This window comes from Pseudomonadales bacterium (genome assembly GCA_024234165.1).
Taxonomy (GTDB): Bacteria; Pseudomonadota; Gammaproteobacteria; order Pseudomonadales; family UBA5518; genus UBA5518.
In genome coordinates, this window is sequence record JACKOP010000005.1 from 124,790 (window position 1) to 149,525 (window position 24,736).

General features: G+C 65.9%; 28 protein-coding genes. 17 read left to right on the plus strand and 11 right to left on the minus strand.

Annotated elements, in window-relative coordinates; translation table 11 throughout:
• Positions 1-2 precede the first annotated feature (2 nt).
• Positions 3-584, minus strand: coding sequence for a PilN domain-containing protein (locus H7A12_15575; protein MCP5322203.1), 582 nt, complete (start codon positions 582-584; stop codon positions 3-5).
• Positions 584-1,645, minus strand: coding sequence for a pilus assembly protein PilM (locus H7A12_15580; GenBank protein ID MCP5322204.1), 1,062 nt, complete (start codon positions 1,643-1,645; stop codon positions 584-586). The genes H7A12_15575 and H7A12_15580 overlap by 1 nt, the downstream gene beginning before the upstream one ends.
• 233 nt (positions 1,646-1,878) lie before the next feature.
• Here H7A12_15580 and H7A12_15585 point away from each other — a divergent pair, with 233 nt between their 5' ends.
• Positions 1,879-4,221: a penicillin-binding protein 1A gene (locus H7A12_15585; protein ID MCP5322205.1), complete on the plus strand. Its 2,343-nt coding sequence runs from the start codon at positions 1,879-1,881 to the stop codon at positions 4,219-4,221.
• Here the strand turns inward: H7A12_15585 and H7A12_15590 are convergent, their stop codons facing one another.
• Together H7A12_15590 and rpmE are read right to left on the minus strand one after the other, a co-directional pair.
• Positions 4,222-5,049 (minus strand): thermonuclease family protein, encoded by an 828-nt coding sequence (locus H7A12_15590; GenBank protein MCP5322206.1) that lies wholly within the window; start codon positions 5,047-5,049, stop codon positions 4,222-4,224. It abuts the gene before it with no gap.
• A gap of 17 nt (positions 5,050-5,066) precedes the next feature.
• Complete coding sequence (gene rpmE, locus H7A12_15595) at positions 5,067-5,279, minus strand: 50S ribosomal protein L31 (GenBank protein MCP5322207.1); 213 nt, start codon at positions 5,277-5,279, stop codon at positions 5,067-5,069.
• Positions 5,280-5,408: 129 nt separating this feature from the next.
• Between rpmE and H7A12_15600 the strand changes: the two genes are divergently transcribed.
• The 13 genes from H7A12_15600 (at position 5,409) to tatC (ending at position 16,283) form a co-directional block, all read left to right on the plus strand.
• Positions 5,409-7,703, plus strand: coding sequence for a primosomal protein N' (locus H7A12_15600; protein ID MCP5322208.1), 2,295 nt, complete (start codon positions 5,409-5,411; stop codon positions 7,701-7,703).
• A 117-nt stretch (positions 7,704-7,820) separates the two neighbouring features.
• Positions 7,821-8,555, plus strand: coding sequence for an SPOR domain-containing protein (locus H7A12_15605; GenBank protein MCP5322209.1), 735 nt, complete (start codon positions 7,821-7,823; stop codon positions 8,553-8,555).
• A 106-nt stretch (positions 8,556-8,661) separates the two neighbouring features.
• The gene (hslV, locus tag H7A12_15610; protein MCP5322210.1) at positions 8,662-9,207 is read left to right on the plus strand and encodes an ATP-dependent protease subunit HslV; all 546 of its coding nucleotides are present in this window, start codon (positions 8,662-8,664) and stop codon (positions 9,205-9,207) included.
• 45 nt (positions 9,208-9,252) lie between these two features.
• Complete coding sequence (gene hslU / locus H7A12_15615; protein ID MCP5322211.1) at positions 9,253-10,590, plus strand: ATP-dependent protease ATPase subunit HslU; 1,338 nt, start codon at positions 9,253-9,255, stop codon at positions 10,588-10,590.
• 40 nt (positions 10,591-10,630) lie between these two features.
• Positions 10,631-11,023 (plus strand): DUF971 domain-containing protein, encoded by a 393-nt coding sequence (locus H7A12_15620; protein ID MCP5322212.1) that lies wholly within the window; start codon positions 10,631-10,633, stop codon positions 11,021-11,023.
• Positions 11,024-11,047: 24 nt separating this feature from the next.
• Entirely contained in the window at positions 11,048-11,803 is a 756-nt protein-coding gene (gene ubiE / locus H7A12_15625; GenBank protein MCP5322213.1) for a bifunctional demethylmenaquinone methyltransferase/2-methoxy-6-polyprenyl-1,4-benzoquinol methylase UbiE, read from the plus strand.
• Complete coding sequence (locus H7A12_15630) at positions 11,800-12,453, plus strand: SCP2 sterol-binding domain-containing protein (protein MCP5322214.1); 654 nt, start codon at positions 11,800-11,802, stop codon at positions 12,451-12,453. The genes ubiE and H7A12_15630 overlap by 4 nt, the downstream gene beginning before the upstream one ends.
• Positions 12,454-14,076, plus strand: coding sequence for a ubiquinone biosynthesis regulatory protein kinase UbiB (gene ubiB / locus H7A12_15635; protein MCP5322215.1), 1,623 nt, complete (start codon positions 12,454-12,456; stop codon positions 14,074-14,076). It abuts the gene before it with no gap.
• A 52-nt stretch (positions 14,077-14,128) separates the two neighbouring features.
• Entirely contained in the window at positions 14,129-14,533 is a 405-nt protein-coding gene (gene hisI, locus H7A12_15640) for a phosphoribosyl-AMP cyclohydrolase (GenBank protein ID MCP5322216.1), read from the plus strand.
• The gene (locus H7A12_15645; protein MCP5322217.1) at positions 14,526-14,885 is read left to right on the plus strand and encodes a phosphoribosyl-ATP diphosphatase; all 360 of its coding nucleotides are present in this window, start codon (positions 14,526-14,528) and stop codon (positions 14,883-14,885) included. Before hisI ends, H7A12_15645 begins: the two co-directional genes overlap by 8 nt.
• A 12-nt stretch (positions 14,886-14,897) precedes the next feature.
• Positions 14,898-15,134 carry a twin-arginine translocase TatA/TatE family subunit gene (gene tatA, locus H7A12_15650; protein MCP5322218.1) on the plus strand — a complete coding sequence of 79 codons (237 nt, stop codon included), beginning with the start codon at positions 14,898-14,900 and terminating at the stop codon, positions 15,132-15,134.
• 10 nt (positions 15,135-15,144) lie between these two features.
• On the plus strand, positions 15,145-15,504 hold the full coding sequence (gene tatB, locus H7A12_15655; protein ID MCP5322219.1) for a twin-arginine translocase subunit TatB: 360 nt from the start codon (positions 15,145-15,147) through the stop codon (positions 15,502-15,504).
• Positions 15,501-16,283, plus strand: coding sequence for a twin-arginine translocase subunit TatC (tatC, locus tag H7A12_15660; GenBank protein MCP5322220.1), 783 nt, complete (start codon positions 15,501-15,503; stop codon positions 16,281-16,283). Before tatB ends, tatC begins: the two co-directional genes overlap by 4 nt.
• On the opposite strand, the gene H7A12_15665 is transcribed toward tatC, so the two are convergent.
• The 4 genes from H7A12_15665 to typA all read right to left on the minus strand — a co-directional run bounded on the left by H7A12_15665 (position 16,261) and on the right by typA (position 20,739).
• Positions 16,261-16,698 carry a D-tyrosyl-tRNA(Tyr) deacylase gene (locus H7A12_15665; protein MCP5322221.1) on the minus strand — a complete coding sequence of 146 codons (438 nt, stop codon included), beginning with the start codon at positions 16,696-16,698 and terminating at the stop codon, positions 16,261-16,263. The two genes, tatC and H7A12_15665, sit on opposite strands and share 23 nt — an antisense overlap.
• A gap of 10 nt (positions 16,699-16,708) precedes the next feature.
• Positions 16,709-17,665, minus strand: coding sequence for a prolyl aminopeptidase (gene pip / locus H7A12_15670; GenBank protein MCP5322222.1), 957 nt, complete (start codon positions 17,663-17,665; stop codon positions 16,709-16,711).
• 182 nt (positions 17,666-17,847) lie between these two features.
• Positions 17,848-18,813 (minus strand): hypothetical protein, encoded by a 966-nt coding sequence (locus H7A12_15675; GenBank protein MCP5322223.1) that lies wholly within the window; start codon positions 18,811-18,813, stop codon positions 17,848-17,850.
• Positions 18,814-18,915: 102 nt separating this feature from the next.
• Positions 18,916-20,739 (minus strand): translational GTPase TypA, encoded by a 1,824-nt coding sequence (typA, locus tag H7A12_15680; GenBank protein MCP5322224.1) that lies wholly within the window; start codon positions 20,737-20,739, stop codon positions 18,916-18,918.
• A 190-nt stretch (positions 20,740-20,929) separates the two neighbouring features.
• Here typA and glnA point away from each other — a divergent pair, with 190 nt between their 5' ends.
• The 3 genes from glnA to H7A12_15695 are packed head-to-tail and all read left to right on the plus strand — an operon-like array spanning position 20,930 to position 23,391.
• The gene (gene glnA / locus H7A12_15685) at positions 20,930-22,336 is read left to right on the plus strand and encodes a glutamate--ammonia ligase (GenBank protein MCP5322225.1); all 1,407 of its coding nucleotides are present in this window, start codon (positions 20,930-20,932) and stop codon (positions 22,334-22,336) included.
• A gap of 12 nt (positions 22,337-22,348) precedes the next feature.
• Positions 22,349-22,927 (plus strand): DUF4124 domain-containing protein, encoded by a 579-nt coding sequence (locus tag H7A12_15690; GenBank protein ID MCP5322226.1) that lies wholly within the window; start codon positions 22,349-22,351, stop codon positions 22,925-22,927.
• Positions 22,927-23,391, plus strand: coding sequence for a tRNA (cytidine(34)-2'-O)-methyltransferase (locus tag H7A12_15695; protein MCP5322227.1), 465 nt, complete (start codon positions 22,927-22,929; stop codon positions 23,389-23,391). The genes H7A12_15690 and H7A12_15695 overlap by 1 nt, the downstream gene beginning before the upstream one ends.
• Before the next feature lie 27 nt (positions 23,392-23,418).
• Here the strand turns inward: H7A12_15695 and secB are convergent, their stop codons facing one another.
• Genes secB through H7A12_15710 form a run of 3 tightly spaced genes read right to left on the minus strand, consistent with a single transcriptional unit; the run spans position 23,419 to position 24,625 of the window.
• Entirely contained in the window at positions 23,419-23,886 is a 468-nt protein-coding gene (secB, locus tag H7A12_15700; protein ID MCP5322228.1) for a protein-export chaperone SecB, read from the minus strand.
• Between the two features lie 48 nt (positions 23,887-23,934).
• On the minus strand, positions 23,935-24,204 hold the full coding sequence (gene grxC / locus H7A12_15705) for a glutaredoxin 3 (GenBank protein ID MCP5322229.1): 270 nt from the start codon (positions 24,202-24,204) through the stop codon (positions 23,935-23,937).
• Positions 24,205-24,208: 4 nt separating this feature from the next.
• Positions 24,209-24,625: a rhodanese-like domain-containing protein gene (locus H7A12_15710; protein ID MCP5322230.1), complete on the minus strand. Its 417-nt coding sequence runs from the start codon at positions 24,623-24,625 to the stop codon at positions 24,209-24,211.
• Between the last annotated feature and the right edge of the window lie 111 nt (positions 24,626-24,736).

Below are 24,736 nucleotides of genomic sequence, written 5' to 3' on the forward strand. Positions count from 1 at the left end.
GCCTATTCTCCCGTCTCGCCCTGGCCTTCACCCTTGGCGGCACCCGGCGTGCTGACCTGGACCGTCAGTTCGAAATCGTTTGCCTGGTCACCAAACCGCGGATTCGCCGTCACGGCTTTCAACGCCGGGGCGCTGAACCACTCCGACGCATCGAGCCGTCGCATCAGGCTGGACACGCGGTTGTTCGATTCCGCCGTGCCGCGGATCGTGATGGTCTGCCCCTTGCGCTCCATACCACGGAAAAAGACCCCATCGGGCAGGGTCCGCACGATCTCGTCGAAGATGTGCACGATCAGCGGCCGCGTTCCCTGCAGATCCTGGATCACCTTCATGCGGTCGAGAAGCTGGTTGCGCCGCGTATGCAGGTCCTTGATCTCCGCGACCTGCTTGTCCAGTTCGCGGATATGCGAGCGCAGGTACTCGTTGCGCTCGTTCTGGTGGGTGATCCGGCCATCGATCACGATATGCCCGAGCACCGCCACCAGCACGCCGACGGCGACGACCGCGCCGAGCACGGCCAGGAACTCCTTGCGCAGCCGCTCGCGCCGCTGCTCGCGCCAGGGCAGGAGGTTGATCTTTGCCATCAGTCAAAGCTCCTCATCGCGAGCCCGCAGGCGATCATCATCGCCGGCGCATCGTTGGCGAGCGCCGCGGCGTTCACGCGCGAGGACACACCCATGCCGCGGAACGGATTGGCAACCGTGGTCGGCGTGCCGAGTCTGTCTTCGACCGCCTGCGCAAGACCCGTGAGTGCGGCCACGCCACCCGCGAGCACGACGTGGTCCACATCGTTGAACTGCGTCGAAGAAAAGAAGAATTGCAGCGATCGCGTCACCTGCTGGATCACGGCGTCACGGAAAGGTTCGAGCACTTCGTGATCATAGTCGGCAGGCAAGCCGCCCTGCTTCTTCGCGAGCCCGGCTTCCTGCACGCTGAGACCATACCGCCGCTGGATTTCCTCGGTGAGCTGCTTGCCGCCGAAGAGCTGTTCGCGTGTGTAGATCGTCTGCCCACCGCTCAGCACGCTGAGCGTGGTCATCGTCGCACCGATGTCGACGACCGCAACCGTGTAGTCCTCATCGAGGCCGAGCTGAGCTTCGAGCAGACCGAACGCACGCTCCATCGCGTAGATTTCCACGTCGACCACGCGCGGCTGCAATTCGGCGGCCTCGATCACCTCGACCCGCGAATCGACGTTTTCGCGGCGGCACGCGGCAAGCAACACCTCGACCTGCCCCGGACCGCGCTCGGACGAACCCTGCACCTCGAAATCGATCGCGACTTCGTCGAGCGGGTAAGGAATATATTGATCGGCTTCGACGCTGATCTGGGCTTCCATCGCGTCGTCGGACAGCCCTTCGCTCATCTCGATCACTTTCGTGATCACCGCCGACCCCGCGACAGCGACCGCGACATCACGCGTCTTCGTCTTCGCGCGCGCGACCACGTCGCGCAGGCACTGCGCTACCGTATCGACCTCGGCAATGTTCTTCTCGACCACCGAGTTCGGCGGCATCGGCTGCACCGCGTAACTCTCGACCGTGTAGCGGTCACCACTGCGGCTCAGCTCGATCAACTTCACCGAGGTCGAGCTGACATCGATCCCCAGAACCGGTGGCGTCTTCCGTCTGAATAGGCCTATCACGTTGTTTTTCCTGGTGAATCCTTTACCTTGCCGACCTTTGAAGGCCTCGTCGGGAGCAGGCAGGATTAAGCGTAGTAGAAAACTGTGATAAAAAAAGAAAATCCATATAATTGCCTGCGTCCCGCACCATCCGTGTTTCAGAACCCTTCGTGTCAGCACAACCATTCGCTTCGATTCTAGTCCGGTGCTGGCAGATCTCCAGGCCGCTGATCGTTCTTGCCGCTGCAGCAGTGATGGCGATCACGGGTTCGTTGCTCTACCTTGCGCCGCGGTTGCCGTCGATCGAGTCGCTGCGCGATTTCCGTTTCCAGGAGCCCCTGCGCGTCTACACCCGCGACGGAGCGCTGATCGGCGAGTTCGGCGAAATGCGCTCCACCCCGGTGCACTACGAACAAGTCCCGCAAGTCCTGTTGCAGGCCGTGCTCGCTGCCGAGGATGACCGCTTCCTGCACCACCGAGGTGTCGATCTGCAGAGCCTGGCCCGCGCTGCGTGGGAGCTGGCGACCACGCGCAGCATCCAGTCCGGTGGCAGCACGATCACGATGCAGGTGGCGCGCAACTATTTCCTGAGCCGTGAGCAGACGTTCGTGCGCAAGTTCAACGAGATCCTGCTCGCGATCCAGATCGAGCGCGAACTGAGCAAGCAGCAGATCCTCGAGCTCTACCTGAACAAGATTTTCCTCGGGCATCGTGCGTACGGGGTACAGGCCGCCGCACAGGTCTACTACGGGCGTCCCATCGACCAGCTCACGCTCGATGAGGCAGCGCTGATCGCCGGGCTGCCGAAGGCGCCCTCGGCGCTCAATCCGATCGACGACCCGCAGCGCTCGCGCGAACGACGCGACTGGGTCCTCGGGCGCATGCTCGCGCTCGGTTACATCGACGCCGAGGCGCACGCGGCGGCAGTGGCAGCACCGATCACCGCGCGCTACCACGGCGCCCGCATCGAACTGCCGGCCCAATACGCCGCCGAGATGGTGCGTGCCGAAATGATCGCGCGCTACGGGCTGCAGGCCTACAGCGACGGGTACGTGGTGCACACGACGATCGACGGTACGCTGCAGCGCCAGGCCCAGCAGGCCGTGCAGAACGGGCTGCTCGCCTACGACCGCCGCCACGGTTTCCGCGGCCCCGAACTGCGCCTTGCGGGCACCTCGACGCAGGAATGGTTGCCGCAGCTCGCGCGCCTGCGCGCGGTCGGCAGCCTGCAACCGGCCGTCGTGACACACGTTGGCGCACACCAGATCGAGGTGCTGACCACCAGCGAGACCATCAGCATCGGCTGGGAACGCGGCCTTGCGAACGCGCGCCGTTATATCGACCCGGATCGCCGTGGCCCGCCGCCGACAACCGCCAGCGAGCTGGTTGCGCCGGGCGATGTGGTACGCATCGTGGCGGACGAGGCCGGCTGGCGACTCGCCCAGTTACCGGCCGTGCAGGCGGCACTGGTATCGCTGGACATGAACGACGGCGCCGTGCGTGCACTGGTTGGCGGGCTCGACTTCGAGCAAAGCAAGTTCAACCGCGTCGCGCAGGCGCGGCGCCAGCCCGGGTCGAACATCAAGCCCTTCATCTACGCGGCGGCCATGGAAAACGGCTTTACCCCGGCGACCGTGATCAATGACGCACCGATAGTGTTCAACGACCCGGGACTGGCGAAGGTGTGGCGACCGGAAAACGATTCCGGCAAGTTCTACGGTCCCACGAGCCTGCGCACCGCACTGGTCAATTCACGCAACCTGGTATCGATCCGGCTGTTGCAGCAACTCGGCGTACAGCGAGCGATCGACTACCTCGTGCGACTCGGTTTCGAGCGTGCGGACCTGGTCCCCGATCTGTCGCTCGCGCTCGGCACGCCGAGCGTCACTCCGTTGCGTCTGGTCGCCGCGTACGCGGTCATCGCCAACGGCGGGTATCGCGTCGAACCGTACCTGATCGCCGAAGTACAACACGTCAATGGCGACGTGCTGTGGCATGCCGCGCCGGCACGCGCCTGCGCTGACTGCACGCCAGCCGCACCGGTCGAAGCCCGGGAAGCTGCCTCGCTGGAGGAACTGCTGAACGAAGACGCGACGAAGGCGCAACCGGCAACGGCGCGGCAGGTGATGGACCCGCGCGTGGCGTTCATGATCGACAGCATCCTGAAGGACGCCGTGAAACACGGTACCGGCAGGCGGGCGCTGGAACTGGCACGCGCCGACGTGGCCGGCAAGACCGGCACGACCAACGGCCCGACCGACGCCTGGTTTTCGGGTTATGCCGGGGAGCTCGTCACCACCGCATGGATCGGTTTCGACGAGAACACGCCACTGGGTCACCAGGAATTCGGCGGCTCGGCCGCGCTGCCGGTATGGGTGGACTTCATGCGCGAGGCCACGCACTCCATGCCGCTGCACGTGCGTCCACTGCCGGTCGGACTGGTGAATGTGCGCATCGACCCCGCAACGGGCCTGCTGGCGGCGCCGGGTCAGCGCGATGCGGTATTCGAACTGTTTCCGCTGGAGAACGTACCTTCGGTGACGCCCGACGGCGACAATTTCCTGCGCGACGAATACAACACGCTCGATATCTTCTGATCAGTCGAGCACCACCAGCGACGCCGGGTGACGCAGCGCCATCGTCCACGATGGATGGGCCACCGCGCTACGCCCGGATGCATCCCGCCACACGAGCCAGCCACGGAACTCCACCTCCCGACCACGCAGGCGCTGCAGGGCCGGCAGATCGAAATACCCCTGGTCGGCACGAGCGATTCGCAGCGCCACCCGATCCTCGATCTCCAGCCACCAGGCCGAGCGGCTGCGACCCAGCGCGCTGACGCGCCCGCGCAGCAGGCGAAAGCCGCTTTCACCGCTGCGCAACGCGGATACCGCGTGCGGAGCAAACTCGCCGCTGCCCCATAACCCGCTACCGGCACTGCGTGCACGCCGTTCGCTGGCACTCAGACACTCGAGTTGGCGCAGATCGGGAGGCAGCGCGATATGGCGCGCCAGTCCCGCCGCAAGCAGCGCGCCCTCGAGGCTGGCGCCATCGGCACGCCAGACGTGCGCGAGCGTGCGCCCGTACCGGTCGTGGCGCACCTCGCCGACCACCAGCATGATCCGGGAGCCGCCCAGGAAACGGCTTGCGAAACGCCGCGCGCTGACAGCCCCGGGCTCGGCGTGCCCGCTGCGGTCATGCAATTCGGGAGCGTTGACGCCGATCAGACGTACGCGCCGCCCGTCGGCAAGCCGCAGCGTATCGCCATCGACCACCGCTTCGACGCGCGCCGTCTCGGTCGCGGCAAAGGGTACGCAGGACGGGGAGGCGGTGTTGGCTGCCACCGCCCACGACAGCAGCGCGCCGACCAGTACGATCAGCGCGTGCGCAGGCAGGAGGGCAGATGCGGCGCGGAACCGGAGCATTCCGCTGCCGACGGGAATCAGCCGGGCTTGCGTGTACCGAAGCGCTTCTTGAAGCGGTCGATACGACCACCCGTGTCCAGCACCTTCTGCTTGCCGGAATAGAACGGATGGCACTTCGAGCACACGTCGATGTTCAGGTCCCGCACCAGCGTCGAACGGGTCGTGATCACATTGCCGCAACTGCAGCTTGCGGTCACCTTGTCGTATGCGGGATGGATGTCGGCTTTCATGGTGTCACCTTGTCGCGCCGGCGCCTGCCTCCGCCGGTACCGGAGGGGAATCGCCACGCTCGTGAAACGAAAAGAGCGCGGCATACTAAGCACTCGCCCCGTCGATGGCAAGGCAAGAACGAACGCCCTGTGGAAAAACCCCCGTACCCCTTGCTGGACGCGCCGGGCGGCTGCGCCTACGCTGCGCGCATGCCTGCCGATTCCGTCCTGCGCATCGCAGTACCGGCGCCGTTGCGCCAGTTGCTGGATTACCTGCCGCCCTCCGGCATCAACCCCGCGCTGCTCGCACCGGGCATGCGCGTGGTGGTGCCGCTGGGTGCGCGTCGCGTGCTTGGCGTGATCGCCTCGATCCGCGAACGCAGCGAACTCGAGCCCGCGAAGCTGCGTCGCGCTCTCGCACTGCCCGACCGGCAAGCGGTGCTGTCGGCCGAACTGCTGCAGTTGTGCCTGTTTGCTGCCCGCTACTACCACGCACCGCCGGGTGAGGCACTCGTGAACACGCTCCCGGTGGCGCTGCGCACGTTGCGCGCACCGGCTGCCCGCAGCGCACGGCGCTGGAGCCTCACCAGCGCTGCGCATGGCCTTGGCCCGGGCGCGCTGGCAAACGCGCCGCGACAGGCAGCAGCCGTCGAATTCCTGCGTGAACACCACCCAGCCAGCGATGCCGAACTGCGTGCAGCAGACATCGAGTCCACGACGATGCGCGCACTCGCCGCCAAGGCGCTGGTGGTGGCGACTCACGACGAAGCCATGCCGGGCGTGACTGCGACGGGGACGACTGGCCCCGTGGAAACACAGCCGCCACACGCCAACACCGCGCTGGCGCTAAATGCTGCGCAGCAGGCGGCAGTGGACGCACTGGAGACGACTCACGGACGCTACGCCTGCTGGCTGCTCGAGGGCGTGACCGGCAGCGGCAAGACCGAGGTCTACCTGCGCTTCATCGAGCGCGTACTCGCGGCACAACGCCAGGCGCTGGTGCTGGTTCCCGAGATCGGGCTCACGCCGCAGACGCGCCGGCGCTTCGAGGCGCGCTTCGGCAGCGGCGTTGCGGTGCTGCACTCCGGGCTCGGTGATCGCGAACGGTTCGCAACCTGGCAGCGCTGTGCCGAAGGCTCTGCACGCGTGCTGATCGGCACACGCTCGGCCCTGTTCAGCCCGTTGCCCGCGCTCGGCGCCATCATCGTCGACGAAGAACACGACGCATCGTTCAAGCAACACGAGGGTTTCCGCTATTCCGCGCGCGACCTGGCGATCGTGCGCGCCCGGCAGCAGCAGATCCCGATCGTACTCGGCTCGGCGACACCTTCGACCGAAAGCCTGGCCAATTGCGCTGCCGGCCGCTTCCGGCATCTGCTGCTGTCCGACCGCGCCGGCGCCGCCACGGCGCCGACACTGCGCCTGATCGACGTACGCGGGCAGACGCTCGATGGCGGCATGTGCCCCGAGCTGACGGCGCGCATCGCCGCCGAACTCACGACCGGGAACCAGGTGCTGGTATTCCTGAACCGCCGCGGCTGGGCGCCGCTGCTCAATTGCATCGACTGCGGGTGGATGGCCGAATGCCGTGACTGCGACGCCCGGCTGACGCTGCACCGCGCCGAGCGGCTGCTGTGCTGCCACCATTGCGAGCGGCGCTTGCCGGTGCCGGTAGTGTGTCCTCACTGTCGCAGTGCGCGCCTGCTGGCGCAGGGCGCCGGCACGGAACGCGCGGAGCACACGCTGCAACGCCTGTTTCCGTCGGTTCCGATCCGGCGCATCGATCGCAGCACGATGCAGGCTCGCGACGCGATGGAACGCCTGGGGCACGAAATCGATCGTGGCGAGCCGTGCATCCTCGTCGGCACCCAGATGCTCGCGAAGGGCCACCACTTTCCGCGTGTCACGCTGGTCGCGATCCTGGACCTGGATGGCGGCCTGTTCAGCCCGGATTTTCGCGCAGCCGAGCGTACCGGCCAGTTGCTGATCCAGGTTGCGGGACGCGCAGGACGCGCCGAACTCCCTGGCGAGGTGCTGGTACAGACCCTCCATCCGCAACATCCGTGGCTGACCCGTCTGCTCGAGGGTGGCTATCGGGCGTTCATCGACCCGCTGCTCGTCGAACGCCGCACACACGGACTCCCGCCGTACACGCATCTCGCGCTGATCGGCGCCGAAGGGCGTAACGAACAGGCGACGCTGCGCATGCTGCAGGAGATACGCGCAGACGTGTCGCGCACCCACCCCGGCGTCGATGCAATCGGCCCCCTGCCCGCGATGCGGCCACGCCGGGCCGGGCTGTACCGCCTGCAACTGCTGCTGAGGCATGCGCAACGCACACCGCTGCATGCAGCCCTGGACACCGCGTGCACACTGCTCGAGTCGCGCCGTTACGGCAGCGTCGCACGCTGGCACATCGACGTCGACCCGCAGGACGGGGCATGATGAACGGCGCCGGAAGTTTGGCAAGCAGGCGCGCGATCCTGATAATACGCACTCCCGCGTCACGGGGAGGTCTTCCGCCCGGAAGCCTGCTGACGCCCGCACGGTGCAGATCCACCCATGGCCCATGATTTTGCCAAACAGCGCGCCGCGCGCGACGGACGTTCCGGCAAGAGCACGTCCGCACCATGGACGTGGTTGCTGAGCGGTGTCGTGATCGGGGGTGCATTCAGCTTCCTCGCCTACCTGGCGATGCTGAAACCCCCGGCTCCGGCTCCGGCGCCCGCACCCGGACAGGCAGGCACCGGCGCTCCCACCGCTGCCGCATCACAGCCAGCGCAGGCGCCGGAAGAACCGGAAGAAGCAAAGCCGGCGCAGAAATCCGAGCCAGCCACCTCGGCACGACCTCAGTTCGACTTCTACGACATCCTGCGTGACAACCACGCTGCACCCACGACGACGCGAGGTGCTGCGACGGATGCCCGCAGCACGGATGGCGCGCAACCGGTCGAGGTTCCCGAGCCGGCACCGGCGCCTGCGGCGACAGCCCCGGTCACACCGACAGCGCCCCCCGCTCGAACGCCTGCGACCCCACCGCCCGCACCAGTCGAGACAGCACCTGCCAGCGCACAGCCGGCCGCGCTGGTGCTGCAGGCAGGCGCATTCAGCCGCGCGGCCGACGCCGACCGCCGGCGCGGCGAGCTACTGCTGCTCGGTTACGATGCAAAGGTCGAGACCGTGCGCCTCCCGGACGGGCAGACGCGCTACCGCGTCCAGGTCGGGCCGTTCACGGATCCACAGGGACTGGCCCACGCGCGTCGCGCCCTGCGCGACGTCGGCATCGAAACGCTGTGATACCGTCAGGAAGCACAACGTCCCCTTGAAATCCGGGAATCGTGGCAGCATATCGCGATGACGCATCCGATCCGGATGCATGCAGACCAGGCCCAGGGAGCACAGCGTGGAGCAATTCAGGGGAACCACCATTCTGTCGGTGCGTCGCCACGGCAAGGTCGTGATCGGGGGCGATGGCCAGGTCTCGCTGGGGCAGACGATCATGAAGTCCAACGCACGCAAGGTACGCCGTCTGCACGGTGGCAGCGTGATCGCCGGCTTCGCCGGCGGGACCGCCGATGCGTTCACGCTGTTCGAGCGCTTCGAAGCGCAACTCGAACGGCATCAGGGTCAGTTGGTACGCGCCGCGGTCGAACTGGCGAAGGCCTGGCGCACCGACCGCGCACTGCGTCGGCTCGAGGCGTTGCTGGCCGTGGCCGACGCCACCAGCTCGTTGATCATCAGCGGCAACGGTGACGTGATCGAACCCGAGGACAGCCTGATCGCGATCGGCTCCGGCGGACCCTACGCCCAGGCGGCTGCACGCGCGCTGCTCGCGCACAGCGACCTCCCTGCCCGCACGATCGTCGAAAGCGCACTCGGCATCGCCGCCGACATCTGCATCTACACGAACCACAACCGCACGATCGAAGAACTCGATGCCGCCGGCTGAACGCCAAGCGATCCGGCACGTGTGCACAGCCACGGTGATCCCGCCATGTCTGCCATGACACCTCGCGAAATCGTCCACGAACTCGACCGCCACATCGTCGGCCAACAGGCCGCGAAGCGCGCCGTGGCCGTGGCGCTGCGCAACCGCTGGCGCCGGATGCAGCTCGACCCGGCGCTCGCCGTCGAGATCACACCGAAGAACATTCTGATGATCGGACCCACCGGGGTCGGCAAGACCGAGATCGCCCGCCGCCTCGCACGGCTGGCAAATGCGCCGTTCCTGAAGATCGAGGCAACCAAGTTCACCGAGGTCGGCTACGTGGGCCGTGACGTCGAATCCATCGTGCGCGACCTCGTCGACGTGGCGATGAAGATGCATCGCGAGGCCGAGATCGAACGCGTACGCCCGCGCGCGCTCGACGCGGCCGAGGAACGCATCCTCGACGCGCTGCTGCCGCCGGCGCGCCAGACCCCCGGCGCCGAACGTGAACGTGACTCCGCAGCACGCCAGGTATTCCGCAAGAAACTGCGCGAAGGCGAGCTCGACGAGCGCGAGATCGATATCGATGTCGCTGCCACGCAGGTGGGAGTGGAGATCATGGCGCCGCCCGGGATGGAGGAGATGACGAACCAGTTGCAGGGCCTGTTCCAGAAGCTGTCGACGAGCCGCAGCAAGACGCGTCGGCTCAGCGTGCGCGCAGCGCTGAAGATGGTCGAGGACGAGGAAGCAGCGAAACTCGTCAACGAGGACGAACTGAAGCGCCACGCGCTCGACTCCGTCGAGCAGAACGGCATCGTGTTCATCGACGAGCTCGACAAGATCGCACGCCGCTCCGAATACCAGGGCGCCGACGTCTCGCGCGAAGGCGTGCAACGCGATTTGCTGCCGCTGATCGAAGGCTGCACGGTCAGCACCCGCCACGGCATGGTGCGCACGGACCACGTGCTGTTCATCGCGTCGGGGGCGTTTCATCTCGCCAAGCCGTCGGATCTGATCCCCGAACTGCAGGGCCGCCTGCCGATTCGCGTCGAACTCGACGCACTGGGGCCGGATGACTTCGAACGCATCCTGACCGAACCGCACGCCTCGCTCACCGAGCAGTACCGCGCACTGTTCGCCACCGAGAACCTGCACGTCGAGTTCAGCCCCGATGGCATCCGGCGCATCGCCGAAGTCGCGTGGGAAGTCAACGAACGCACGGAGAACATCGGCGCACGACGCCTGCACACGGTGATGGAGCGGCTGCTCGAGGACGCGTCCTTCAGTGCGGCCGACCGCGGCACCGGCGCGGCCGGCGAGAGGCTCGTCGTCGACGCTGCCTACGTCGATGCGCAGCTCGGTGAACTCGCGCGTGATGAGGATTTGAGCCGCTTTATCCTGTAAGCTAGCCGCCCACCCGGAACGTCAGAGACCCGCCGCCGGCATGAACGCGCAGACCAAGGTTCCCGTCTCCGTCCGCCTGCACCGCGCATCACGCATGCTGGAGCTTGGCTACGGCAACGACGAGACCTACAGCCTGAGCTGCGAGTTCCTGCGCGTGCAGTCCCCGTCGGCCGAGGTGCGCGGTCACGGGCCTGGACAGGAAACGCTGCAGAGCGGCAAGCGACTGGTGACCATCGAACGCATCGAAACCGTCGGCAACTACGCGTTGCAGTTCCATTTCTCCGATGGGCACGACTCCGGGATCTACTCGTGGGACTACCTGTACAGCCTGTGCCGCGACCAGCAGCGCCTGTGGGCCGACTACCTCGCACGCATGGCGCTCGCCGGCGCATCACGCGAGCCTGCCGGTCCGGTGCTGATCGCGAGACAGTAGGCCGGTTCGTCCACGGAGATCCTCATGAGCGAGCAACGCACCACGGATTTCGGCTACCGCCAGGTGCCCGAAGAGGAAAAGACACGCCTGGTAGGTGGCGTGTTCGACTCGGTAGCCACGCGCTACGACCTGATGAACGACCTGATGTCGGGCGGCATCCACCGCATCTGGAAGCGCGTGACGATCGAACTGAGTGGCGTACGCGAAGGCCATCGCGTGCTGGACGTCGCCGGCGGGACCGGTGATCTCAGCTCGCGCTTCGCGCGGATCGTCGGTCCCAACGGCCGGGTGGTGCTCTCGGACATCAACGAATCGATGCTGCGCGTCGGTCGCGACAAGCTGATCGACTCCGGAACCATCGCCAACCTCGAGTTTGTGCTCGCCGACGCCGAAAGGCTGCCGTTCGCCGAGCGCAGCTTCGACTGCGTCACGATCGCCTTCGGCCTGCGCAACGTCACCCACAAGGAACGTGCGCTCGAGTCGATGCTGCGCGTGCTGCGCCCCGGTGGGCGACTGCTGGTGCTGGAATTCTCCAAACCGACCAATGAACTGCTCGGCAAGCTCTACGACGCCTACTCGTTCGGCGTGCTGCCGCGACTCGGCAGGCTCGTCACCGGTGATGCGGACAGCTACCGCTATCTCGCCGAGTCGATCCGCATGCACCCCGACCAGGACGCGATGCGCGACATGATGGAAGACGCCGGCTTCGAGCGCTGCGACTACCACAACATGACCGGGGGCATCGTCGCGATCCATCGGGGCTTCAGGGCGGGCATGTGAGCGTTTCCACGCTGAACGTGGCTGCACTGGCGGCGCTCGAACGCGCGCTGGACGCTGCGCTGACGCTTGCTCCGGCGACGCGCGACGAGCTTGCAGGACTCTCCGGCAAGGTGTTCGGCGTGCGCGTCAGCGTGCCGGCGCTGAGCGTCTTCATCGCGCCCGACGACGCCGGAGTGCGCTTGCTCGCATACCACGAAGGCACGAACGCGTGCACCGTAAGCGGCGCAGGATCGGATTTCGTGGCGCTCGCAGGCGCTGCCGACAAGGCGGCCGCACTGGTCAACGGCAACCTGCGCATCGAGGGTGACAGCGGCGCACTGATCACACTCGCGCGGTTGCTCGCAGGAATCGAGATCGACTGGGAACGCCACCTTGCGCTGCTCATCGGTGATGTACCGGCACACCAGTTCGGACGCGCCGTGCGCGCATCGGCCCGCTGGGGGCGCGATGCCCACGCGGCGCTGCTGCGTCATGCCGGCGAGTTCATGCACGAGGAAGCACGCCTGGCGCCGTCGCGCGCCGAGACCGACGATTTCGCCACCGATGTGCAGACGCTCGCACAGCGCGCGGCACGTGTGGAAAACACCCTGCGGCGCATCGGACGGCGCATCGACGCACTCGCAGCACAGCGCCCGCCGCTCAGCGGATGAGTGCCGATGTCACGCCTGAGCCGACTCGCACGCATCATCCAGGTCTGCCGTCGTCACCGCCTCGACACCTTCCTCGACAGCGAGCAGTTGCCCGAGGGCTGGCAACGGTTCCTGCGCTGGCTTCCGGTGCGCTGGCGCCCTGAGCCTGTCGAACCACGCGCGCTGCGGTTGCGCCGCGCACTCGAGGAGCTCGGGCCGATCTTCATCAAGTTCGGCCAGTTGCTGTCGACCCGTCGCGACCTGATCCCGAGCGATCTTGCCGACGAACTGAGCCGGCTGCAGGACAATGTGCCGCCCTTTGCGGCGAGCGAGGCGCGCGCGATCGTCGAGCGTGCGCTCGGCAAGCCGGTGAACGAACTGTTCGCGTGCTTCGAGGCCGAGCCGCTCGCGTCGGCATCGGTCGCGCAGGTACACGCAGCCACGCTGTTCGATGGCCGCGAAGTCGTCGTGAAAGTGGTCCGTCCGGGCATCGAGCGCACGATCCGACAGGACGTGCGGCTCCTGTATGCGCTGGCACGCCTCGTGCGCCGCTTCCATCCGGACGGACGACGACTGCGCCCGCTCGATGTGGTGCGCGACTATGAACAGATCGTGCTCGACGAACTCGACCTGCAGCGCGAGGCTGCCAACACCTCGCAACTGCGGCGCAACTTCCTCGACTCGGACCTGCTGTACGTACCCGAAGTGCACTGGGACTACACGCGACGCAACGTGTTCGTGATGGAACGCATACACGGCATTCCGGTATCCGATATCGAGGCACTGCACCGTGCCGGTGTCGACATGAAGGAGCTTGCCGAGCGCGGCGTGCGCATCTTCTTCACACAGGTGTTTCGCGACAGCCTGTTTCATGCCGACATGCATCCGGGCAACATCTTCGTCGACGTCAGCAACCCTGCGAAGCCGCGCTACATCGGCATCGACTGCGCGATCATGGGCAGTCTCAGCGACTTCGACCAGTACTATCTCGCGCGCAACCTGCTTGGCATCTTCCAGCGCCGTTACCGCGAGGTGGCCGAACTGCACGTCGAGTGCGGCTGGGTGCCGCCACAGACACGCGTGCACGATTTCGAGGCGGCGATCCGCAGCGCCTGTGAACCGATCTTCGGCAAGCCACTGGGGGAGATCGGCTTTGCGCAGCTGCTGGTCTACCTGTTCCAGACTGCTCGGCGCTTCGACATGGAAATCCAGCCCTCGCTGGTGCTGCTGCAGAAAACCTTGCTGCACATCGAGGGGCTGGGGCGTCAGCTCTACCCCGATCTCGACCTGTGGGAAACCGCCAAGCCGTTCCTCGAGCAGTGGGTGAGCGAACGCTACTCGCCGCGCGGCCTGATCGAGCGGCTGCAAAAGCGTGCCCCGCACTGGCTGGAACTTCTGCCCGAAGGCCCGGAGCGCCTGCTCGAGTTGCTGCGTCGCGCCACATCGCCACCCGATGCACCGCGCGCGACGGTGGCTCCCGCAGCGTCACCACCGTGGCATCGCGGACAACTGCTGGCGGGCATCGCGGGCCTGCTGCTGGTGGAGCCGCGGTTCGCAAGCGTGGCCCCGCTCGACTGGCATCCGGCAGCCTGGGTGTTCGTGGCGCTGGCGATCTACGCACTCTCGCGCAGGAACATTTCATGAGCGCACGTGTAATCGTCACGCGAACGGCTCCGTGCCATAATCGCCAGCCATGATGCAGACACGCTTCGATCCGACCACGGCAGTGCGCTGGGACGAACGCGGGCTCGCTCCCGCGATCGTGCAGGATGTGCACAGCGGGCGGGTTCTGATGCTCGCCTGGATGAACGCCGAGTCGCTGCGCCTGACCATCGGCGAAGGCCGTGCGGTATTCTGGTCACGTTCGCGCGGCAAGCTCTGGCGCAAGGGCGAAAGCTCGGGGCATGTGCAGCGGCTGCACGATCTCCGTCTCGACTGCGATGGCGACACACTGCTGCTCAGCGTCGAGCAGGACGGTGGCATCGCCTGCCATACCGGGCGCACGAGCTGCTTTTACCGGCGCCTCGCTCCCGGTGGCTGGGAGGATGCAGATCCGGTACTGCGTGACCCGCAGGCAATCTACGGAGACGGCCATGAGTGACGTGCTGGATCGTCTCGACGCGGTGATCACCGAGCGCCTGCAGAGCGCGGACCCGACGACTTCCTACGTCGCCAGCCTGCACCATGGCGGGATCGACCGCATCCTGAAGAAAATCGCCGAGGAAAGCGGCGAGACCCTGCTGGCAGCGAAGAACCTCGCCGCCGGCGGTGACCGGCAGGCGCTCGTCGGCGAAACGGCAGATCTGTGGTTCCATTGCCTGATCATGCTGGCAGCGCTCGATCTGCGCAGCCGCGACGTGCTCGAGGAACTCGAACGTCGCTTCGATCTTTCCGGACTGGCCGAAAAGGCATCACGACGGCACCCGCTGCAAAGCAGCAACTCCGCAACCTAGAGGACGAAGTATATGGGCCTGGGCGGTATCAGCATCTGGCAACTGTTGATCATCCTGGTGATCATCGTACTGCTGTTCGGAACCAAGCGACTGGGGTCGCTGGGTTCCGACCTGGGATCGGCGATCCGCGGCTTCCGCAAGGCGATGCAGGACGAGCCGAAACCGGAGGACAAGCGCCTGACCGAGGACGAGGCGCACAAGTCCGACGTGATCCAGGGCGAGGCCCGGCGCACGGAAGAGAAGCACTGAGGCGCAGCCGGTGTTCGAGATCGGCTTTTCCGAACTGCTGCTGGTGGCAGTGATCGGCCTGCTGGTGCTCGGCCCCGAGCGACTGCCGACGGCGATACGCACGGCTTCGCTGTGGATCGGGCGCATCCGGCGTCAGTTTCACGAGATCAAGACCGAAGTCGAGCGCGAAATCGGCGCTGACGAGATACGCGCCCAGTTGCGCAACGAAGCGATCATGGACGAGCTGCGCCAGTCGCGCGACGCACTCCAGTCCTCGGTGCACGAACTCGGCTCCGACGTCACCGCAACGAGCACACCGCCAACCCTGCCGACGGCAACGACGACTGCGGCGAGCACGCCGGCGACCGACGGCGACGGCAAATCGGCATGAGCGCACGCCTGCCTCCTCCGTCGCCGTCCGACGACGCCGAGATGCCGCTGATCGCGCACCTGACCGAACTGCGTCAGCGCCTGATCCGCGCGCTGTTCGCCGTACTGCTGACATTCGCTTCGCTGGTGTATTTCGCCAAGGACATCTACCACTTCGTGTCCGAACCGCTGCGGCGCTTCCTCCCGGAAGGCTCGACGATGATCGCCACCGAGGTCGCCTCGCCGTTCCTGGCGCCTTTCAAGCTCACGCTGATCGTCGCCGCACTGCTCGCGATGCCGTATGTGCTGTACCAGGCCTGGGCCTTCATTGCACCGGGCATGTACAGGCACGAGAAGCGTTTCGCGCTGCCGCTGCTGGTGTCCAGCATCGTGCTGTTCTATTCGGGCGTTGCGTTCGCGTACTACTTGGTCTGCCCGATGGTGTTCGGCTTCTTCACCCATATCAGCCCCGAAGGCGTATCGGTGATGACGGACATCAACCATTACCTCGATTTCGTGCTGACCTTGTTCTTCGCTTTCGGCTTTGCGTTCGAGGTACCCGTGGCTACCGTGTTGCTGGTCTGGGCCGGCATCACGACGCCGCAGGCGTTGACGGACAAGCGGCCCTACGTGATCGTCGGCTGCTTCGTCGTCGGCATGCTGCTCACACCGCCCGACGTGTTTTCGCAAACGATGCTCGCGGTGCCGATGTGGGGACTGTTCGAGATCGGCATCGTCGCGAGTCGCCTGCTGCTCGCGGAGAAGGCACGTACGGCCGCTAGCTCTGCAGAAGAAAAGTGACCGGACCATCGTTGCACAGGCTGACCTGCATGTTGGCGCCGAACTCGCCGCAGACGACCGGTCGGTGACGCTCGCGCAAGACTTCCAGCATCCGCTCGTAAAGCCGGCGCGCCAGCTCCGGCTCTGCCGCCGTACTGAACCCGGGACGCAAGCCGCGCGTCGTATCCGCCGCCAGCGTGAACTGCGAGACAAGCAGCAGCCCGCCCGCGGCGGCACGCAGATCGAGATTCATGCGCCCGGCCGCATCGGGAAACACCCGGTAAGCCAGCAGCCGCGCCGCGAGCGCGTCGGCGCGCCCCTCGTCGTCGTTGCGCTCCACGCCAAGAAACACCAGCAAGCCGCGATCTATACGCGCGACCTCCGTGTCGTCGACTGCGACCGCAGCCCAGCACACCCGCTGGATCAGTGCCCGCATCTGCCGCCCTTCAGCCTGCGGATTCGATCGTGGCGATCTCGCGCGTGGCACGCACCAGCGCATCGATGATCCCGGGTTCCGCAGCCGAATGCCCGGCATCGCGCACGATGCGCAGTTGCGCCTTGGGCCACGCGGCGTGCAGCGCAAACGCGTTGTCGACCGGACAGATCATGTCGTAACGCCCGTGCACGACGTAGCCCGGAACGTCCGCGATGCGCCAGGCATCGCGCAGCAGTTGTCCGTCGTCCAGGAATCCGCCGTTGACGAAATAGTGCGACTCGATGCGCGCAAGGGAGAGCGCCACGTGCGGATCCGAAAAACGGTCGATCACGTCGTGGTTGGGTCGCAGTGTCGCGCACTGCGCTTCCCACAGCGCCCATGCCTTCGCCGCGGACATGCGCGCAATCTCGTTCGTACCGGTCAGCAGGCGATGGTACGCGTGGACCAGTTCATGGCGCTCAGCCGCAGGCACATGTTCGACGTATTCCTGCCAATGATCGGGGAAGACCCGACTGGCACCCTCCTGGTAGAACCAATCCAGGTCCTCGCGCCGGCACAGGAAGATGCCGCGCAGCACCAGCGCGATCACCCGCAGGGGAAACGCCTCGGCATACGCCAGGCCAAGCGTGCTGCCCCAGGAACCGCCGAACAGCACCCAGCGCTCGATGCCGAGAAAACTGCGGATCGATTCGATATCACGGATCAGCGCTGCCGTGTCGTTGCCGGCCAGCTCACCGTGCGGGGTCGAGGATCCCGCACCGCGCTGATCGAACAGCACGATGCGGTAACGCGCCGGATCGAAAAAACAGCGGTTCGATGCCTGACAGCCCGCGCCAGGACCACCATGCACGAACAGCACCGGGATACCATCAGGATTGCCGCTTTCCTCGAGATGAAGCTCGTGTGGCGGATCCACCGCCAGACGGTGCACCGCATACGGCCTGATTTCGGGATAGAGCGTCAACATGGCGACCGTTCCGCATGACGGCAAGGCTGGCCATTCTACGCTGGCGACCGCTGGCGCGCTCGTCGATGCGACCCGCGATCGAGCACATTTGCCATGCCCTCCTCTTCAGAGGCTATCGCAAAACCCCTTGAGCGTTCACATGATCTGCGCGTGGCGCCTCGTGATGTTTTGTGACAGCCTCTTCAGGCGAGCAGAGCGGCGATATGCCGCGCCTGGGTTCGCAGACGCTGTCTTTCGATACGGCGAAACAAGCGGCTCGGCGGGTCGCGCTCCGCCAGCAACGCTCCCCAGCGGCGCATCACCTCGAGGAACTGGAACAGCAGGAAAGTCTGCTCATCGGGCGGCAGCAGCCGCTGGTCATAATGCGCCGTGAACGCCGACCAGTCGTCGTGCGCACAACCGCACACACCGAGCAGGCGCGCTCCCGCCGGCGCGTAGCGATGTGCAAACAGATAGACGAGCATGCGATTCACGTCGACGACCAACGGGCTGGCACGCCGTGCGAGGAAGTCGATTCCGTAAGCCCGCTCACCGGCAAGCAGCAGGTTGTACGGAGTGAAGTCGCCGTGCACCGCGCCGTGCGCAACCGCCACACCGCGCAATGAGTCGACACGCTGCACGAGCAGTGCGAAACAGGTGTCGAAATCCCGTAGCCGCTGCCCGGCAGGAATGGCTGCGGCACGGTGTTCGACCCGCTGCAACGCAGCGTCCACATCGACCTGCTGCATCGCAATCGCGCCGCGCGAGTGAAACCACGCAAGCCAGCGTGCGCTGCGTGCGAGTACTGCCTCACGCGACAGGTGCAGGCGCGCCGGACCATAGAGCACGCGCTGCAGCTCCACGCCCTCTATCCACTCCATGAGCACGGCGGGGCGTGCCTCGAGCAGCGCAAACGGCGCCGCTACGCGCATGCTGCCGGCCTCGGCATGGTATCTGGCGAGTGCGGTATACGACCTGCGTGCATGACGCAGCGGAGCCTCGCGATCGAGGAACACCTTGACGGCAGCGTCGCACGGAAGCGCGGACGAGCGTATCCGGTAGATGCGCGCGCTGCGCCTGACACGCGGGCGCCCCAGCGCGACCCAATCGCCGGGCGCACCGGTCGTCCGGCAGTACTCGTCCATGACCTGGTGCAACAATGGATCCAAGCGATGCTCCTGCGGCCTCGCGTGGCCGGTGCAAGCCGGCAGCCGCAACGGCATCATTGTGCGTGCGCGCACCGCCGGCGCAAGCGCCGGCTGCGGGCTCGCTCAGACCGCTTCCCTGTGCCGCCCTGCACGCCGGCGGTCGACCTCCTTCAGCAGCTTCTTGCGCAGCCGCACGTTCTGCGGCGTGACCTCGACCAGTTCGTCGTCGTCGATGAAGTCCAGCGCCTGCTCGAGCGACATGCGGATCGGCGGCGTCAGCAGGATGTTCTCGTCGGAACCGGCAGCACGGATGTTGGTGAGCTGCTTGCCCTTGGTCGGGTTCACGGCGAGGTCGTTGTCGCGGCTGTGGATGCCGATCAGCTGGCCCTCGTAGACCTCGACGTTAGGCCCGATGAACAGCCGTCCGCGCTCCTGCAGGCTGAACAGCGCGTAGCCGAGCGCCTTGCCCGGGACCATCGAGACGAGCACGCCGTTCTGGCGCGCCGCGACCTCGCCGGCCTTCACCGGGCCGTAATGGTCGAAGATGCTGTTCAGCACGCCCGTGCCCGAGGTCATGGTCAGGAACTGGTTGCGAAAGCCGATGATCCCGCGCGAGGGAATCATGTACTCGAGGCGCACGCGTCCCTTGCCGTCCGGCACCATGTCGCGCAGCTCGCCGCGGCGCTTGCCGATCTCTTCCATGATCGCGCCCTGGTGGGTCTCCTCGCAGTCGATCAGCAGCGACTCGTAAGGCTCCTGCTCGATGCCGTCGATCACGCGCCGGATCACTTCGGGACGCGAAACGCCCATCTCGTAACCCTCACGGCGCATCTTCTCGATCAGCACCGAGAGGTGCAGCTCGCCGCGCCCGGAGACAACGAAGCGGTCCGGCGTGCTGCCGTCCTGCACGCGCAGCGCCACGTCGGACAGCAGCTCGCGCTCGAGGCGGTCACGGATGTTGCGGCTGGTCACGAACTGGCCTTCGCGGCCTGCGAACGGCGAGTCGTTGACCTGGAAGGTCATGCTCACGGTGGGCTGGTCGATGGTCAGCGCGGGCAGCGCCTCCGGCGTGGCCGGGTCGCACAGCGTCGAGGAGATCTTCAGGTTCTCGATGCCGGTGATGCTCACGATGTCGCCCGCCTCGCCCTCGGCGATCTCTGCCTTCTCGAGGCCCGTCTGGCCCAGCACCGCATTGATGCGGGCGTTGCGGCGTGTGCCATCGGCCTCGATCACCGCCACCTGCATGCCCGGGCGCGCCACGCCACGCTTCACGCGGCCGATGCCGATCACGCCGACATAGCTCGAATAGTCGAGCGCGCAGATCTGCATCTGGAACGGCCCGTCGATGTCCGCCGGCGGCGGCGGCACCCGCTCGATGATCAGGTCGAGCAGCGGCGCCATGTCCTCGGCGAGCTGGTCGGGTTCCGGACCCGCCACGCCGTTCAGCGCCGAAGCGTAGATCACCGGGAAGTCGAGCTGCTCCTCGGTCGCACCCAGACGATCGAACAGATCGAACACCTGGTCCATCACCCAGTGCGGGCGCGCACCCGGACGATCGACCTTGTTCACGACGACGATCGGGTTGAGGCCGGCCTCGAAGGCCTTGCGCGTCACGAAGCGCGTCTGCGGCATCGGACCGTCAACCGCGTCGACCAGCAGCAGCACGCTGTCGACCATCGACAGGATGCGCTCCACCTCGCCACCGAAGTCGGCGTGTCCGGGTGTATCGACGATGTTGATCCGGTAGCCCTTCCAGTCGATCGCGGTATTCTTCGCGAGGATCGTGATGCCGCGCTCGCGTTCCTGATCGCCGGAGTCCATGATGCGCTCCTTGCCGGCGTCGCGCCGTCCGAGGGTGCCGCATTGCTGGAACAGTCGGTCGACCAGCGTGGTCTTGCCATGATCGACGTGGGCGATGATGGCGATATTGCGCAAGCGTTCCCGCACTGGAGACCTCGACGGATGGAATGGCAAGGAAAAAGGGCCGCGCATTGTATCGCCAATCGCGCCAAGACGATGCGGTGATTAATGCCGACCGGGAACTGCGGTGGCACCCTGGCCGGCACCATGCACCCCAATTCATCCTCAAACTCAAACCCCGGGCGATGAGCCCACCGAGATTCGTACGGAGGAAACCATGTCGGAACAGACGCTGAGGCTGATCGAGGAAAACGAGGTGAAATGGATCGATCTGCGGTTCACCGACACCCGGGGCAAGGAGCAGCACCTCACGATTCCGGCCAGCGAGGCGAGCGAGGAATTCTTCGAGGAAGGCAAGATGTTCGACGGCAGCTCGATGGCGGGCTGGAAGGCGATCGACGCCTCCGACATGATGCTGATGCCCGATGACAGCAGCGCGGTCCTCGACCCGTTCTTCGAAGAATCCACGCTGATCGTGCGCTGCAACATCCTGGAGCCCGACACCCGCCAGGCGTATAACCGCGACCCGCGTTCGATCGCGACGCGTGCCGAGGAGTACATGCGCGCGACCGGCATCGCCGACAGCGCGCTGTTCGGTCCGGAACCCGAATTCTTCGTGTTCGACGACGTGAAGTGGCATGCGGACATCAGCGGCGCGATGTACGCGATCCATTCGGAGGAAGCGGCGTGGGCGTCCAGGCAGAACCTGGACGGCGGCAACACCGGGCACCGCCCCGGCGTCAAGGGGGGCTACTTTCCGGTGCCACCGGTGGATTCGCTGCACGACCTGCGCGCCGCGATGTGCCGCGCCATGGAAAAAATGGGCCTGCAGATCGAGGTGCATCACCACGAGGTAGGCACGGCAGGCCAGTGCGAGATCGGCGTCGGACCCGCCGCGATCGTGCGCAAGGCCGACGAGGTGCAGATCCTCAAGTACTGCGTGCACAACGTCGCCCACGCCTACGGCAAGACCGCGACCTTCATGCCGAAGCCGCTGGTAGGTGACAATGGCTCGGGCATGCATGTGAACCTGTCGCTCGCCAAGGGCGGCAAGAACCTGATGGCCGGCGATGGCTACGGAGGCCTGAGCGAAACCGCGCTGTACATGATCGGCGGCATCATCAAGCACGCACGCGCGGTGAATGCGTTCACGAACCCCGGAACCAACTCCTACAAGCGCCTGGTGCCGGGCTACGAAGCACCGGTGATGCTGGCCTACTCGGCGCGCAATCGCTCGGCATCGATCCGCATCCCCGCAGTATCGAGCGCCAAGGCACGACGCATCGAAGTACGCTTCCCGGACCCGAGCGCGAACCCGTACCTGGCCTTTGCCGCACTGCTGATGGCAGCACTCGACGGCATCCAGAACAAGATCCACCCGGGCGATGCGCTCGACAAGAATCTCTACGATCTGCCGCCGGAAGAGGCCGCACAGGTACCGACCGTGGCGCACAGTCTCGAAATGGCGCTGGCGGCCCTGAACGCCGATCGTACGTTCCTGACGGCCGGCGGCGTATTCGACGACGACATGATCGATGCCTACCTCGAAGTGCGTCAGGAGGATGTCAATCGCCTGCGCATGACCACGCACCCGGTCGAGTTCGACATGTACTACAGCGTCTGACGGAGTCCCGCCATGAACACCTGCCCCGCCGTCGTGCGACTGCTGCTGCTCGTGCTCGCGGCGGCGATCACCGTCCCCTCGTTTGGCGCCGACGGCGGCATCTATCGCAGCCGCGACGCCCAGGGCAACGTGATCTTCAGCGATCGCAAGGACGAGGCATCGGAACCGGTGCGGCTGCCACCGACCAACACCGTACCCGAAGTGTCAACGCCCGCGACGTCGCCAGACCCCGCCCGGGATCAGGATGTGCCGGCCACGCCTGCCTACGAAACACTCGCGATCACGGCCCCGCTCGACGGCGAGACGATCGTTCACCCGATCGGCTATGTCGCAGTCACCGTCGCCGTCGAACCGCCGCTGCAGGCGCGGCACAGCCTGCGCCTGCTGCTCGACGGCGAACCGGCCGGCATCCCGCAACACGGCTCGCTGGAGCTGAGCGGGCTCACGCGCGGGGAACACACACTGCACCTGCTCGTCGTCGATGATGACGGCGCCGTGGTGCAGGAATCCGCCGCCGTCACCGTGACCGTCGAGCGCCCGGGACGCCAGCCGGCAGCACGGCGTCGACCGGTTCGCCCGCCGAGCGATTGATGCTCGATGTAATCCTCTACCAGCCCGAGATTCCGCCAAACACCGGCAACGTGATCCGGCTGTGCGCGAACACCGGTTGCCGGCTCCATCTGATCGAACCGCTGGGTTTCACGCTCGACGATGCCCGCCTGCGCCGGGCCGGGCTGGATTACCACGAATGGGTCAGGCTGCGCACCTGGCAAAACCTCGACGCCTGGCGCGACGCGCACCCGCAGAGCCGCCTGTTCGCGTGCAGCACGCGTGGCAGCACACGCTACGATCAGGCAGACATCGGTATGGATGATGCGATTCTGTTCGGCCCCGAAACCCGCGGCCTGCCGCAGCATCTGCTCGACACGCTGGCACCGGAGCAGCTGCTACGCCTGCCGATGCGTCCCGGCAACCGCAGCCTGAACCTCTCGAACAGCGTCGCCGTGGTGGTATTCGAGGCATGGCGTCGCAACGGTTTCACCGGTAGCGACTGAAGGCTGCGACGCCAGTGCTCCGTCGGCTCAGTTGACCGCGGGTGCTGCGCCGCCCTGCTGCTCCTGCTCCTGCTGCATGAGTGCCTGCTGGTACAGCGCATCGAAGTTCACCGGTGCCAGCATGAGGGGAGGGAAGCTGCCGCGTACGACCAGGTTGTCGATCGCCTCGCGCGCGTACGGGAACAGGATGTTCGGGCACACCGTCGCCAGCACCTGGCGCAGTTGCGGCTCCGCAATGCCGTTGACGTAGAAGATGCCAGCCTGCTGCACCTCGGCGAGGAATGCCGTCTTTTCCTCGATCGCAGCCGTGATCGACAGCGTCAGTATCACTTCGAAATTGTTGTCGTCGATACGGGTCTGCTTCGTGTTCATCTCGAGGTTCACGCGCGGCTTCCACTGCTGGCGGAACACCTCATGGCCTTGCGGCGTCTCGAACGATACGTCCTTTATATAGATGCGCTGCAGCGCGAACTGCTGCTGGGCCTGTTCGGTCATCGACTCTTCCTCTCGGTGGTATGGTGCATCGTGCCTTTTCTTCACTCTTCATTCATCGCTGCGCGTTGCGGCAAGCAGCGGTTCGAGCAGTCCCTGGCGGTGCAGCTCGTCCATGTCGTCGAAACCACCGATGTGGCGGTTGCCGACCCAGATCTGCGGAACCGTGCGCCGGCCGGCGCGCCGCTCCATCTCTGCGCGCAGCGCCGCATCCGCACCGACGTCGATGTCTTCGTAGTCCACGCCAAGTCGCCCCAGCAGTTCGCGTGCGGCGATGCAGTACGGGCACGAGCGCGTCGTGTATATCGTCACATGAGCCATATGTTCAGGACCGCACCAGTGGCAATTGCTGGTTCTGCCACTCGGTGATGCCGCCACCGAGCTTGAATACCCTGCCAAAACCGCTCTGCCTCAATGCCTTCGACGCGTCGGTCGCCGACTGCCCGTACTTGCAGACCAGCACGAGCGGCTTGTCACGATGGCATTCGAGTTCGGCGATGCGCTCGGCGAACTTCGCCGCCGGCACGCTGATGCTGTCGACGATATGCCCCTGGCGAAAGTCTGCGGTCTCGCGCAGATCGACCACCACGCCTTCGTGCTGATTGACCAGCATGGTCAGTTGCGCCGGGGAAATGCTCGGGCCACCCCGACGCCGCTCATGGTTCATGAGCAGGAACATCAGCAGGATGACCAGGGTAAACAGATACCAGCGGGCGCCGACGAATTCGATGAACAGTTCCATGGAGACCCCGGCGAAGTGCGCTCCGTCGTGCGAAACGCCCCGTAAACGAAGCGCCGAAGTATACACGCCGACCCCATGCCGACCAAGCGCGAGCGTGCGGCCCGGCACCTA